Annotated in this window: 8 protein-coding genes and 5 pseudogenes; 8 read left to right on the top strand and 5 right to left on the bottom strand. The window is 60.8% G+C overall.

The window, feature by feature from the left end; all coding sequences use genetic code 11:
- Positions 1 to 18 precede the first annotated feature (18 nt).
- The 4 genes from MTX23_RS24065 (at position 19) to MTX23_RS24050 (ending at position 3,460) form a co-directional block, all read left to right on the top strand.
- A complete protein-coding gene (locus MTX23_RS24065; protein WP_280972654.1) occupies positions 19 to 1,710 on the top strand; it encodes a type II and III secretion system protein family protein in 1,692 nt (563 codons plus the stop codon).
- A gap of 12 nt (positions 1,711 to 1,722) precedes the next feature.
- Complete coding sequence (locus MTX23_RS24060) at positions 1,723 to 2,118, top strand: hypothetical protein (protein ID WP_280972653.1); 396 nt, start codon at positions 1,723 to 1,725, stop codon at positions 2,116 to 2,118.
- Between the two features lie 208 nt (positions 2,119 to 2,326).
- Positions 2,327 to 2,785 (top strand): tetratricopeptide repeat protein, encoded by a 459-nt coding sequence (locus tag MTX23_RS24055; RefSeq protein WP_280972652.1) that lies wholly within the window; start codon positions 2,327 to 2,329, stop codon positions 2,783 to 2,785.
- A 138-nt stretch (positions 2,786 to 2,923) separates the two neighbouring features.
- On the top strand, positions 2,924 to 3,460 hold the full coding sequence (locus tag MTX23_RS24050; protein WP_280972651.1) for a hypothetical protein: 537 nt from the start codon (positions 2,924 to 2,926) through the stop codon (positions 3,458 to 3,460).
- Positions 3,461 to 3,500: 40 nt separating this feature from the next.
- On the opposite strand, the pseudogene MTX23_RS24045 reads toward MTX23_RS24050, so the two are convergent.
- Positions 3,501 to 3,701: pseudogene (locus MTX23_RS24045) on the bottom strand (hypothetical protein); the annotation flags it as partial.
- Between the two features lie 179 nt (positions 3,702 to 3,880).
- Positions 3,881 to 5,105: pseudogene (locus tag MTX23_RS24040) on the bottom strand (IS701 family transposase).
- Between the two features lie 149 nt (positions 5,106 to 5,254).
- Here MTX23_RS24040 and MTX23_RS24035 point away from each other — a divergent pair.
- Complete coding sequence (locus MTX23_RS24035) at positions 5,255 to 6,130, top strand: hypothetical protein (protein ID WP_280972650.1); 876 nt, start codon at positions 5,255 to 5,257, stop codon at positions 6,128 to 6,130.
- A gap of 104 nt (positions 6,131 to 6,234) precedes the next feature.
- A pseudogene (locus MTX23_RS24030) lies at positions 6,235 to 7,584 on the top strand (IS701 family transposase).
- A 46-nt stretch (positions 7,585 to 7,630) separates the two neighbouring features.
- Here MTX23_RS24030 and MTX23_RS24025 read toward each other — a convergent pair.
- Positions 7,631 to 8,391, bottom strand: a pseudogene (locus MTX23_RS24025) (IS5 family transposase).
- Positions 8,392 to 8,456: 65 nt separating this feature from the next.
- Entirely contained in the window at positions 8,457 to 8,852 is a 396-nt protein-coding gene (locus tag MTX23_RS24020; protein WP_280972649.1) for a hypothetical protein, read from the bottom strand.
- 1,171 nt (positions 8,853 to 10,023) lie between these two features.
- On the opposite strand from MTX23_RS24020, the pseudogene istA reads away from it, so the two are divergent.
- Together istA and istB are read left to right on the top strand one after the other, a co-directional pair.
- A pseudogene (istA, locus tag MTX23_RS24015) lies at positions 10,024 to 11,553 on the top strand (IS21 family transposase).
- Between the two features lie 10 nt (positions 11,554 to 11,563).
- Complete coding sequence (istB, locus tag MTX23_RS24010) at positions 11,564 to 12,322, top strand: IS21-like element helper ATPase IstB (RefSeq protein WP_280972648.1); 759 nt, start codon at positions 11,564 to 11,566, stop codon at positions 12,320 to 12,322.
- Positions 12,323 to 12,420: 98 nt separating this feature from the next.
- Here the strand turns inward: istB and MTX23_RS24005 are convergent, their stop codons facing one another.
- Complete coding sequence (locus MTX23_RS24005) at positions 12,421 to 12,729, bottom strand: hypothetical protein (RefSeq protein WP_280972647.1); 309 nt, start codon at positions 12,727 to 12,729, stop codon at positions 12,421 to 12,423.
- Positions 12,730 to 14,038 lie beyond the last annotated feature (1,309 nt).

Below are 14,038 nucleotides of genomic sequence, written 5' to 3'. Positions count from 1 at the left end.
CGGCGAAGGGGATGCGAAATGAGAGGCGGTCGCGTTTGGGGTAGCGCGGGACGTAGGCTTGTCGCCGTGGGCGTGATCGCTCTTGGCGCTCCGCTCGCCCTGATTCATTGCATCGATCCCGCGCGGGCTGCGGACCGGCGGGCTCCTACCGGCGGCGTCTTCGTCAGCGAAATGACCGACGTCCAGCGCGTCAAGGTGACAATCAACAAGTCGCGCACCTTCAAGGTCGACACTGCCTTTTCGACGATCGTCGCGGGCTCGCCTGACATCGTCGACGTGAAGTCGCTGAGCGACCACCTGATCTACATCCAGGGCAAGAAGACCGGCACCACCAACGTCATCCTGTTCGACAGTTCGATGAAGCAGATCGGCATCCTCGATGTCGAGGTCACACTGGATATTGGCAGCCTGCAGCAGAACATCCAGTCCAGCACGGGCGCGCGCGGCATTCGCGTGTCTGCGTCCGAAGGCCAGGTGGTGTTGAGCGGCACGGCGGCCGATGCGGTTACCGCGGAGCGGGCAATGGCGATCGCCAAGGGCATCGTTCCGGAGGGCGGCGTCGTCGTCAACGCGATGAGCGTCGCGGCGCCGCAGCAGGTGATGCTTGAGGTGCGCTTTCTTGAGGTCGCCCGGACCGCCGGTCGTGACCTCGGCGTCAACCTTTATGCGGCGAACGCCAACGGAACCAATGTCGCGAACACGGGGCTTGGATCTGGCAACACAACGGCAGGCCGAGTGCCGATCGGTGGCAATAGCATTAATAACGTTAGGAGTGTGACCATCAATGGCAACACCACAACCACAACCACAGCGAGTACTAATAATGTTGGCGCCTATCCGACTGGCAGCCTTCCGGTCCTCGGAACGATTGGGACGCTTCTGGGCGCCACGGGCGGTGTAGCCCCTGTCCCGTTCGGTAGTTTGTTGACCAGCATTGTCCGAACCAGCAACGGCGGCTCAGTGGACTTGTTGATCTCCGCACTGGAAACGAAGGGATTGGTTCGCGCGCTGGCAGAACCGAATCTGATGACGTTGTCGGGCGACTCCGCGCGGTTTCTGGCCGGTGGCGAGTTCCCAGTTCCCTCTGTGCAGCCGGGAAGCGGAAATGGTGTCCCCACCATTACGACCCAATACAAGCCTTTCGGTGTGGAATTAGCGTTCGTTCCCACAGTTCTCTCGCGAGGCACTATCAACTTGAGGATCGAACCTTCAGTAAGCGAACTGGACTTCGCGAATGCGGTGACGATTGCCGGAACTCAAATTCCAGCACTGACAAGTCGGAGCGCAAGAACCACCGTCGAACTGCGTGACGGCCAGAGCTTTGCGATTGCCGGACTTCTGCAGACCAGAAATACGCAAGGCGTCTCGCAATTGCCCTGGATCGGCTCGGTGCCCGTGCTCGGCACCCTGTTCAGCAGCAAGTCGTACCAGCAGCAGGAAACCGACCTAGTCATCATCGTCACGCCGCACCTGGTTGCGCCGGCGGCGCCCGGCCAGAAACTGGCGTCGCCGCTGGATTCCCGCCTGCCTGCCAACGACGTCGATTTCTTCCTCAACGGCCAGATGGACGTGCGCAAGCGTTACGACGACTACGTCAGCTCCGGCGGCAACTTGAAGGGGCCTTACGGGCACATCATTGCTCCCGAGGTCACCGCGCCCGTTGCGGTGCCGGCCGCTGCCGGCCAGCCGGTCGTGAAAACCCTGAACTAGAGGAGGCGGGAGATGACCATCAGGTATCTGGCTCTGCTCGCGCCCTTGCTGCTCGGGGGATGTTATGGGGTGGCCGGTCATGACGAGGTCGATCGCTACTTCCAGCGCTCCGAGACCATCACGATGACCGCGGGCGACGCCAAAGAGGTCAACGCCGCCACCCATACGATCCATCCATGGCCGCGCTACGTCGGCGACCGCAGGATCGCGTATGACGCGCAGCGCACGGGGGCCGCTGTCCAACGTTACCACTCCACGTCGCGGCCGGTGGATCAGCTTCCCGACATCAGCGATCCGGGGAAAGCAATGGGCCAGCCGCCGCCCATCACTACGAATGTCAACGTCAACGGCCTGCCGCCGGGCACTTCGTCCGGGGTGGCGGTGCCGGTCGGAACAGGGGGCAAGTAACAGCCAGCGGGCCGCCGCCGCGAAGCGGCAGCCTGAGGTTTTCGGATAGTTTCTTTTGGTCGTTCCGGTGAAATCGATTGCGGGACATCGACGATTGCGGCGAGGGCTGCGGGGTGGAGAGATGCGACGGCTGTTTCTAGCACTGACCTGTTGCTGGCTGGGGACTGGCCTTGCGGCGTGTGACTACACGACGAGGGAGGCCGCTGTCGTGGCCCCCGTTGATCCCGGCGGCCCGGACCCCGTGCAGGAGCCGACCGACGTCAAGTACTATCCGTCGGACGAGCCGGTGCGGTTGGGGCTCGAGGCATACAACCGCGGCGCCTACGGCATCGCCCAGCGCTACTTCAAGGACGCCGTCGAGAAGTCGCCGAAGGACGTGACGGCCTGGGTCGGGCTTGCGGCGAGCTATGATCGGATCCGTCGCTTCGATCTTGCCGATCAGGCCTACGCGCAGGCGATCCGTCTGGGGGGCCGCACCGTCCAGATCCTGAATGATCAGGGCTATTCGTACATGCTACGCGGCAATCTCGGCGCGGCGCGACGCAGGTTCGAGGAGGCGCGTTCGCTCGATCCCACCAATCCCGTGATCGCCAACAACCTCGAGCTGCTCAACGGCAGCCGCCGGTTCATCGAACGGCCGCCGAACAATCAGCCATCGGTGGAATAACTGCCCGGATTCCCTTTGTGCCTGCCGCTGCTTGACTGCAGGTCGGAAGCGTCGCGCGCTGCCTAGGGAATCCTTAAGGGAAGCTAAAGGTTTTTGCCCTAAGCCATACCGATATTTTTTGACGTATGGCTTCGTCACATGAACCGGCTTTTCAAGCTCCAGTTTCTCGGACCGCTGGCGCTCTTCGTCGCCACGCTTTGCGCCGAACTGGCTGCACGCGCCCTGCAATATGCCCCCGGCTCTGAGCTTCTCTGGTTCATCAATCTGAGGATCTTCGGCATCTTTCAGCGAAGCGACGCGAGCCTGAGCTACGTCGTCCCGATCGACGGATTTCAGTTCTTCGGCGTTGCGCTGCCGATCTTCCTGCTGGCCTGCTTTGGGCTCGCAGCCAGGTCCAGGCTCCCGTTCACGATCGCAACCCATCTGAGCGTTGCCTACGCGGGCTTTCTGGTTGTCGCCTGGCAGGCCGGTGTGCCGATCACTGCGCAGGCGTCGCTTCGACCCGTCGCGGTCCTCCCGCCGGGCCCAGGCATGTATATGATCGCGACCCTTCTTGGGACTTGCCTCCTCTCCTTTGCCGTCACGCACCTGCTATATTTCCGCGCCGTGCGAGGGGAAATAAGCGATTTGGCAAGTTGGTTGCGAAATATCTCGTCTCGTCCAACAACCGCGTGATATTCTTCGAACTGCGTGGTCGGACAGCGGCTGCGCCGTTTACGGGCCTGATTAGTCGTCCGTGAAGAATGCGGATTGACCTGAGAAATAAGCAGAATTGATCTTGATGTAGTATTCGATTTTGCAGGAAAGCGGGGTGGTGGGCGTGGGTATAGCGGCCGGTCATGATGGCGGCGCGCTTGGCCAGGCGCAGATAGCTCTGGCGCAGCGGCACACGGTTGCGCTTGGCGAGCCCGACCAGCTTGATGATACCTCGCTTTCTTGCGTTTTAGGATTTTGCTTTTTTCCTGAGATGGGCTTTGCGCGCGGTTGCCTGATGAGCCCTGTGCCAGAGCGACCATGCGAGGACGCGGGCGTGCGGGATGCGCCGCTGGGCGAGCTTCATGGCGATGCGCCGGATTTCCTGGATCGACCAGCGGATCAGGACCGATGCGTCGGTCGCGGCCGCTGTCGCGTTTTTTTGAGCAACGGCCCGGTGTTGGCCCGATGACGGATGACGGCCATCATGGCGAAGGCAAGCACGACGAGTGAGACATGGCGATGCCAGCCATGCCAGGAGCGGGTTTCGTTGTGATCAAGGCCGAGCTCGTTCTTGGCGGTTTCGAAGCTGTCCTCGATGGCCCAGCGATGGCCTTCCACCGATACCAGCTTCTGCATGGACGTGCCCTTTGGGCACCATGTGGAGAAATAGGCCAAGCTGCCGTCGGCGATGTTGCGGCGGATCAGAAGACCTCGCGTCCATTCCCCGGCCAGGTCGTCGTTGTATTCACTGGCATCGAGATCGGCCAGCTCGAGATAGGCCCAGTCGTGCCAGCGCGGACCTTTGGTCCCTCCGCCGGACGACAGGCGGCGCCAAGCCTTTTTGGGAAGGCTCTGCGCGATCGCGGCGGCGGTACCGGCGACAGCCTGCTGTTTGCCCCAGGAGCGGAACACATGATTGGACGCAACACCCAGGACATAGCCTTTGCCTGCCTTGCGCAGCAGGGTTTCGACCCTCGCCAGTGCCATACACGCTGTCCGCCGCCACGAACGAGAACGGCACGTTGACCGCGATCGCGCGCGTGATCATTTGACGCGCGATCTTGGGCTTGGTCGCAAAGCCCACAGCGCTCGGTACATGCGCGGCCCTCAGGCGAGCGGGGTCGTCCGTCCATTCCTTTGGCAGGTAGAGCGCCCGGTCGATGAAGGCATGGCCATGCCGGGACACATAGGAGGCGAACACTCCGATCTGACAATTAGTGATCTTGCCCGCGGAGCCAGTGTACTGGCGTGCGACCCCGCACGAGGCCTTGCCCTGTTTCAAAAAGCCGGTCTCATCGATGACCAGGACCGCGTCCTCGTCGCCAAGCGTCTCCAGTGCGTACTCACGTACAATGTCGCGCAGCGCATCGGCATCCCAATGCCCTCGGCCCAGAATCGCCTGCTGGCGCCACGGGCCTGGATCGCCAGCCGCCTCCGCCCGCATCCAACCCGTCTTGCGCGGCTCGTTACCCAACAGTCCGTCGAGAAACTGCCACGCCGAGGCCGCGACCCGCTCCTGCGTAAACAGCGGACGGATCCGCTGCTTGGCATCTCGCAGCGACGTAGCAAACAGCGTCAGCGTATCTTCAACCGAAGCGCCACCAATCATCAGATCCCGAATCATGGTCGCCCCTGGATTCAGGCCCCTCAGAAAAACGCAACTGTCATGCTAAGGTTCAAACCTTATGGGCTAGCTTTTTCTGCGCTAGATGTTTAACACCCAGGCAGAATTGTGGCGCACGAATCAATTTTTGAGTCTGAAAGATTAAAACCATGGCTGGAACGGGGTCGAACGCGGCTGACGAGGTCGACGTACTGCATTACATCGTTACCGCATTTCGTGAGGATTGGAAGCCAGCGCTGCTCGGCTTCGCCACACTTCTTCTCCTTGGTGCAGCGGGGGTAATGGTTACGCTCAAGACAAGCTACTCCTCCAGGGCCGTGTTGTCGTTACCGCCATCCGTTCAGGCCCTTATCAAGACTGACGCTGTTCTTGATCCCGTTCTAAAGAACACGCATTTGAAGGAGCTGCCGGTCCCAATCGAGGTGGCTCGAGATCGACTTGCCGACGCTGTGACCGTTTCTCCAGAATTGACAGCAGCTACGGGCCTGCACTGGATCTCAGTTTCGGATGAAACGCCCGAGTACGCGCACGCCGTCCTCCAGCAGCTGATCGAAAGTCTTTTTGCCGCGTCTATGCCGCGAGGGACATCGCGCGAGTTTATCCTTGAACAGATCCGCAATCAGTCGGCAGCTCTGTCGAACCTCAAAGCTCTTGCTCGGGCTCTTCAAGAGAAGGCAAAAACTGTCGAGGGAGGAAGTGAGGGCGAGCGATATGCTCGCGCAATGGTGGCTCTGGTGTCAGACATCGCAAACAAGGAAAATCAGCTCTGGCAGTTGGGCAACAACCTCCGCGGCATGCAGTCGAGCGATATCATCGTACCGCCCACCGTCGCCACCATACCCAATTCGAGACAGCTCTGGGCCAAGTTAGTGGTTGTCCTGACCTTCGCGTCCTTGTTGACATTCGGATTAGTGCTCTTTCTGCATGAGTGGCGTCGACGGTATTCCCGGCTTCAACGGGCGCTGTCCGTTGCCTCCACCGAAGGAGCGAGCGAGCGTGCTGCCGCACAAGTCAGCCTCCGCTAGCCAGTTCGGCGCGTCCGCATGGACCCCCGCCGCGCCGTCGCCTAAACTAGCACTACTTTGGCAGATTGTCGGTTTAGCCGTAAGATTCCCGAATCGATTTTTCAATGATTCATGGGTGGTCGGCTCTTGGAGGGCTGACCATGGCGGAATGGGAAGACGAACTCGAGCGTTGGCTGAAGCCGTTCTTGGACCGATTGGGTCACAAGACTCGGCAGCGGATGTGTCCGCTGTACGTTGCGGGATTGATCGGCCCTGGTGATCGCAAGAGCGTTCAGCCGATGGCTGAACGCCTTGCCACAGGCAACTACGATCAGCTGCACCATTTCATCGCCGATGGTGTTTGGGACGCATCACCACTGGAATCTGAGCTGCTCAACCAGGCGGACCGACTTGTCGGCGGCAAGGATGCGGTGCTGGTTATTGATGACACCTCACTGCCGAAGAAGGGCGAACGCTCGGTTGGTGTTGCAGCTCAATATGCGTCGGCTCTCGGCAAGACGGCAAATTGCCAAACGCTGGTGTCTTTGACGCTTGCGCGCGGCGAGGTGCCGGTGATGGTCGCGTTGCGTCTCTTTCTGCCTGACAGTTGGACAAGCAACGTGACTCGTTTAAAGCGCGCTCGCGTGCCTGTCGAACACCAAGCGCCACGGTCCAAGCCGGAAATTGCTTTGGCCGAGATTGATCGCGCGATAGTAGCCAACGTGCGCTTTGGGTGTGTACTGGCGGATGCGGGATACGGGCTCAGCGCACCATTTCGACAAGGGCTAACGGCACGCGGGCTACTTTGGGCCGTCGGCATCCCGCGGCACCTCAAGGTGTATCCGGTTGAGGTGAAGCTCGTTTGGCCGAATACCAAGGTTCGGGGCCGACCACGAAAGCACTACGTACCAGATGTCCTATCGATCGCGGCAGAACAAATGCTGCACGGCGCCAAGTGGAAAACCCTGAGTTGGCGGAGCGGGACGAAAGGTCGGCTGAAAGCCCGATTTGCTGCTGTCCGTATCCGCATCGCCGACGGGCCTCCGCAGCGGATATGGGATAAGGGTCAGCAGCATCTTCCGGGCGAGGAAGCCTGGCTCATTGGCGAGCAACGTGCCTCAGGGGAGAAGAAATACTATCTCGCCAATCTGCCCGCCGCGACAGACCTGCGCACATTAGCCGCCACCATCAAGGCACGATGGATTTGCGAACAGGCGCATCAGCAGTTGAAAGAAGAACTCGGGCTTGATCACTTCGAGGGGCGATCCTGGCAAGGTCTGCATCGTCACGCGCTCATGACCATGGTCGCTTACGCCTTCCTGCAGCATCGTCGCCTCGCACAAGCGGGGCGGAAAAAAAAGAATCAACGGACCTCCACCTCAGCCTAGCTTGCCGGCGGTACGCCAAGCCATCGTCGATCTCGTTCTTCGGCCGCCATCTCTGCGATGCCCACACTGCAGAAGACGGATCCGTAAAAAGCCCCGGCGAATAAATCTGCCAAAGTAGTGCTAGGGTTCAGACTCAATTGATCCAATAGGCGACGATGGCGGCGAGGTGCACGGCAGCCAAGAAGTTTCTGGCAAGTTTGTCGTAGCGAGTTGCGACACGCCTGAAGTCCTTGAGGCGGCAGAAACAGCGCTCGATGACGTTGCGTCCCTTATAGGCGCGTTTGTTGAAGCTGTGGAGGATGACCCTGTTGGATTTGTTTGGAATGACGGGCTTGGCACCACGATCGACGATTTCGGCGCGAAAGCCGTCGCCGTCGTATCCTTTGTCGCCGATGAGGGCAGACATGGGTGGCGCGAGTTCCAAAAGGGCCGGCGCGGCGGCAATATCTGCGTCCTGGCCTGGAGTGAGATGAAATGCGCAAGGTCTGCAATCAGGGTCGCTCAGCGCGTGGATTTTCGTGGTCCGCCCGCCGCGCGAGGAGCCGATCGCCTGTTCATGCTCCCCCCTTTTCCGCCGCTCGCCGAGCGATGCGCTTTGATCGAGGTGGAATCGATGGACAAAGTCACGCCATCCTTTCCGCAGCGGGCGAGCGCTTCAAAGATCGCCTGCCAATGTCCGCGCTTGGCCCAGCGATTAAAGCGATTGTAGATCGTCGTGTAAGGACCATAGTCGGGCGGACAATCGCGCCAGCGTGCGCCGCACTGAAGCATGTGAATGATACCGCTGATAATGCGTCGATCGTCATCGCGCGCCGGGCCAGTCTGGTTCGTTGGCAGATGCGGCTTAATCTGAGCCCACTGCTTGTCGTTCAGCCAGAACAGCCCCTTGCGCACCTAACTCCCCCGTGCCGAATCAATCCAACGCGAGGGAATCAGAAATCGCTAATTAGGTACAGACCCTAGGAGATTGGCTCATACGTTTCGGTGAGGCAGTTGTCATCGGTCTCGACACGTCTGCGATCGAAGACTGCGCCGTCGTTGATGAAGATGCGGTAGGTCTGCGTGCCAAGCGGCTTGCCGATTGAGGATGTAAGCTCGGCACGGACGCAAGCCGTCCAGCCCGTACCGCGGGGGTCACGTAGCGGAGGCGAAACTTGCACATGGGTTGGCTGGGAGCCGGCGGTAAAAACCGAATCCAGCTTTGTGCCTATCAGATGCTTGACGTCAGGAGGCGCTTCGAGCGGCGGTGGCTCGGCTTTCTTATCGCGCATAAACTCAGGCACATAGGCATAACTATCCGCGCCGGTACACCCAGCAATTAGAGCACATAACCCCGTGGCCAACAGAACGCGCATCCCCCCAAACCCCAACTTCCCCAGTGCGCAGCAGTGGATGCCTGCAATGCCGCCAATTACAAAATCAAAAATCCGTTGGGAAGGGGCTCAGCCTTTGAAGTCTTGGATCACCAAAGAACGAAGCATTACGCTTGGGGGAAGGTTGCCTAGGCTTGCCCAATAGATTGGTTTGAGCTCGAGCCGCGGTCCGTGTCGGGGTTCACCGAAGATATCGGCGATAACCCACATTTCCGATCAGGTGTGCCAGCGGGCAACGACGATTTCTGGCTCAATACTCGTGTGGCTCCGGATGATGTTGCGATCATCAGGATCCGCAGGTTCTTTGGCGCATCCGCGATGTCGGAGCGCCACTCGATCTCTGATCTGAAGACTGCGTTCATATGTTCATATTGCCCTCGTCATGGAATCGATATGCAGCGTCACGCAACCGGAGAGCGAGCGCAAGGGCCGGGGGCGATCGGGGTGTGCCGCTTTCGCAACTTCACAAATGTTCCATTGGTCGTAGGATCGATCTTGGCTTCACAGGAGGCGTGATGGGCGCTTCAATCCTTGGGGCGCTGGCGGTTGCTGTCCAACGTCGGCGATCTTCCAGTTTAAGCGTGAGAGGCTCCGATGCCGACCCGAGTATCAGTTCTTGCGACGTCGGCCGGCTGGGCAGCCGTCGCAACCGTCATCCTGCTGTATCTAATTTACACCCCTGCCTGGACGGCGGCCGCGCCGCTAGGGGCGCCGTGACGGCGCTTTCGCCGCGCGAGCGTTGTGGTCTCTTTTCTCGTTTTCGCAGATAGTGGCTACGCGACTGGTCGCCAGTTGATACTTCTGTGCGAGGTCTGCGAGCTTCATCCCAGCGCAACGATCCGCATAGATCGCAGCGTTTCGCTCGGCCTTGGTATGCGGATGGGGACGCCTCTCAGTCACTTGCCGTGGGCACCTTTCTCTAGGTTGGTATTGGTATAGATGGTGATTCCGAGGGAAGTCGCCCTCTGAATCCGAAATGATGTCGCCCCTCATTCCGAAATAATCTCGCCCCCTGTACCGATCAATTGTCGCCTCCCCGTTCCGAGATGATGTCGCCCCCTTGGTGACGGATCCGGTGGGGCCGCCGGCAGCGCGTAGAGTGCCTCCTTTTGCCTGAAAGGAAGGGGGCTTCATGCCGGCGGAGAGGGTAGCGATGCGGAAGGTGCGGGAGATTTTGCGGCTCAAGCTCGGCGTGGGGTTATCGCGCAAGGCGATCGCGCGGAGCTTGGGGATCGTGCCTTCGACCGTGCGGTTGACATTGGAGCGCGCCGGCGCTGCCGGGTTTTCCTGGCCGCTGCCGGATGATGCGACCGATGCGATCCTGGAGGAGAAGCTCTATGGCCGCGCCGGGACGAAGCAGGGCTATCGGCACCGCGCCGAGCCCGATTGGGCGGTGGTCCATCGCGAGCTGAAGAAAAAGCACGTCACGCTCGCGATCCTCTGGGAGGAATACATCGCCCAGAATCCGGACGGCTATCGCTACGGCCAGTACTGCGATCTCTACCGCAGCTGGGAAGGCCGGCTGTCGGTCACGATGCGTCAGAGCCATACCGGCGGCGAGAAGCTGTTCGTGGACTACGCCGGCGACACCGTCGCCGGTGATCGTCGATCGGCTTTTGGGCGAGACCCGGCCGGCGCAGATCTTCGTCGCGGTGATGGGTGTCTCGAGCTTCACTTACGCCAAGGCCGCCTGGACGCAGGGGCTCTGCGATTGGCTTTCCGCTCACGTCGGCGCGCTCGAGGCGATCGGCGGCGCCCCGAAGCTCCTCGTTCCCGACAATGCCAAGGTGGCGGTGATCAAGGCCTGCCACTTCGATCCTGCGGTCAATCGCAGCTATGCCGAGATGGCGGCCCATTACGACATGGCGGTTCTCCCGGCACGGCCGAGAAAGCCCAAGGACAAGGCCAAAGTGGAGGCCGCAGTGCTGATCGTCGAGCGCTGGCTTCTGGGCCGGCTGCGGCATCGCACCTTCTACAGCCTCGCCGAGCTGAACCGGGCCATCGCCGAACTCCTCCACCATCTGAACGAGGTCCGGCCCATCCGCCGGCTCGGGGTCACGCGGCGCCAGTTGCTCGAGGAGTTGGACCGGCCCTTTCTGCGGCCACTGCCCGTCGAGCCCTATGTCTTCGCCGAATGGCGGGCGCGCCGGGTCGGCATCGATTACCATGTCGATATCGACCACCACTTCTACTCCGTGCCGTATCGCTTCGCCCGCCAGCCGGTCGAAGCAAGGATCACCGCGCGGACGGTGGAAATCTTCTTCAAGGGCGAGCGCATCGCCGCGCATCAGCGCATGAGCGGCAACCGCAAGCATACGACAGTCCCCGAGCTCATGCCCTCGAGCCACAGGCGCTATGCCGACTGGACCGTCGCGCGGATCCGACGCGAGGCGGCGGCGATCGGCCCTTCAACCGCGCTCCTGTGCGATCTGATCCTGGAGCATCGCCCGCATCCCGAACAAGGCTTCAGGGCCTGCCTCGGCATTGTCCGCCTGACGCGGCCCTTCAGTGCCCAACGCCTTGAAGCCGCGGCCACACGGGCGATCGAGATCGGCGCCCGGACCTACGGTTCGGTCAAACCATCCTCGACAACAATCTTGATCGCCAGGCCCCGCTCCAGCGCGCCGCCGAGGAGCCGGCGATCCTTCACCCCAACATCCGCGGCGCGCGCTACTACAACTGAAGGACCGCCCATGCTCACCCATCCCACTCTCGATCAGCTCAACCTCCTCGGCCTTGCCGGCATGGCCAAGGCCTTCAACGAGATCGAAGCCTCCGGCGAGGCCGGAGCCATGAGCCACGCCGAGTGGCTCGGGCTCCTGCTCGACCGAGAGATCACCCATCGCTATGACCGAAAGCTGCTGCGGCGGCTGCGCTATGCCCGCCTGCGTCACCAGGCCGCCATTGAAGACGTCGATTACCGCGCCGCGCGTGGCCTCGATCGCGGACTCTTCCAGAAGCTCGCCGAAGGCAGCTGGATCGACACGCACGACAATCTGATCATCACCGGTCCAACGGGCGTCGGCAAGAGCTGGTTCGCTTCGGCCTTGGGCCACAAGGCCTGCCGCGATGACCGCTCCGTTCTCTATCAGCGAGTCCCGAAGCTTTTTGGTGATCTTCAATTGGCCCGCGGCGACGGGCGCTATGGCCGGCTCTTCCGCGCCCTGGCCGGCGTCCAGCTGCTCATCATGGACGATTGGGGGCTTGAGCCGCTCACCGCCGAGGCGCGTCACGATCTCCTTGAGATTCTCGAAGAACGCTACGGCCGCCGTTCCACCATTGTCACCAGCCAGTTGCCTGTCGATAAATGGCACGAGGTGATCGGCAATCCCACTTACGCCGATGCCGTTCTCGACCGTCTCGTCCACAACGCCCAGCGCGTCGAGCTTGCTGGCGAGTCCTTGCGGCGCAAGCGCCCCCAAAGATCAGCAGCGTCCAAGGCCGAACCGTAACGGCTGTGGGTATGACGCTTGTCCTGAAGGACAAGCTTGGACAACGCTGGCGCGTTGCCCACATGCCCACAGCGCAGCAGCAACCAAAAGAGATCAGATCACAGGACGATTGACGAAAGCCGGCTCAGCGCCAACAATCCCATCGCCAGCGGCACCGGCCCAGGGGGCGACATCATGTCGGAATCCGGGGGCGCGATCATCTCGGTACGCAGGGGCGACTTCGTCGGAATCCGCAGGTATAGATCCAGACTGCCGCGCGGCAAACAGGATGTCGCGCGCTTCCCAGCCAGATTGTCGCGCAATATCCAGACCTTCATCGCATCAGCTCGAACAGTTCTTTGACCTCGTTCAGCCGAAGCAGCTTCAATCGCGGCGCAGCGGCTACGGTGGATCTTGAATGGCTTCATGGAGCCATCGAGAAATCGTCCCTTGAGTTCGATTCTGGCTTCGGGCCCCGGATCGTCTGATCGGAGCAGAAGGGCGGCGGCTAAGCCGCCGTTGAAAGCTATGAGAGGATGGCCGGCCGGAAAATTCCACTTTAATCCGATCTCAGTGCCTTGCTGCTCGTCAGGTTTGCCGTCTTTTCAATTCGCAATCACGCCGCGCTTTGGCTTGATAAGACGAGCCCGCTCAATACGAACTCCGCCCTGCGTGCGCGTTCCAGACGATGGTGATCACCATCGCCTGGAACCGCTGATCATCATCCCTGGAATGCGCACCCTGCGTGAGGTCTCGAATAAAAAGGCTCAGCCAGTGTCAACCATCCCTCATTTCTGGTTTCCATGTCATAGTGACGGTCGGAAGGTCAGCCTGTTCGGCTGCCTTGTGTTCGCGGTGCATGTCCATCCCAGACCAAACGAACGTAGCGCCTGAGACGCCGAACGCGAGCAGGGACACCACGCGCGCCCCAATCTGGATCCGATCCTGCCATCCTTAGCCTCTTTCCGATGGCCGGGGACTCAACCGAAGCGAGCACGGAAAGGCAATGCCCCCAAGGAGGGACGGACTTTTAACGCAAATCACCGCGTCGGCAGCTCTCCGTTCGGCGTCCGCCGATTCCTTCGTGGCCGGGACTCTAGAAGATCAGGCAGCGGTGGCATTTGGGGACGCGGCTCAGATCTCGGCACGCTGTCCGGAATGTCCTGGACCGTCTCCAACTGCCTGCGGCTGATCAAACGCCCAATTAGGCCGGCAATCACCAGCAATGTGCCCGCCACAATGAGGCATTGTGGCAGTTCCAACGATCCTATCGCGGCCATGACTGTACCCACCTATTTGTTCGCGTTCAGCCCGATCTCGATCAGCCGGCGAATGGCTCCGGGACGGGACAGGTCGACATCCTTTTGCTTCGCGATCCAGGCATCAATGTTCGCCAGCTGGTCAGGCAGCACGCGCAGATGGATCGACTCCGCGCCAGTAGGTGGCCGTCCACGTGATTTTCCGGTACGCGTTATTGATTTCCCCATGAATTTCATGTACCAGAAAATAAGGCCGAGAGGAGGGTAGCAACTTCCTGCTCGGCCCTAACCTCAATCACGAAGCACACTTATCAACATGATCAAAGCTGATAGCGTGCATAGCACGCCACCCTTAAGCGCGTCTGCAGTTCAGCTGAAGGCGGCATTGATCGAGATGTTGGCCCAGAGGCTGCCCGAATGAAGCGCCGTCGACGATCGCACCGGAGACGCAGCAGGCAGCGGCTGGCGGCGCATGCTC

This window comes from Bradyrhizobium sp. ISRA436 (genome assembly GCF_029910015.1).
GTDB lineage: Bacteria > Pseudomonadota > Alphaproteobacteria > Rhizobiales > Xanthobacteraceae > Bradyrhizobium.
This window is presented reverse-complemented; position numbering and strand designations above follow the sequence as displayed.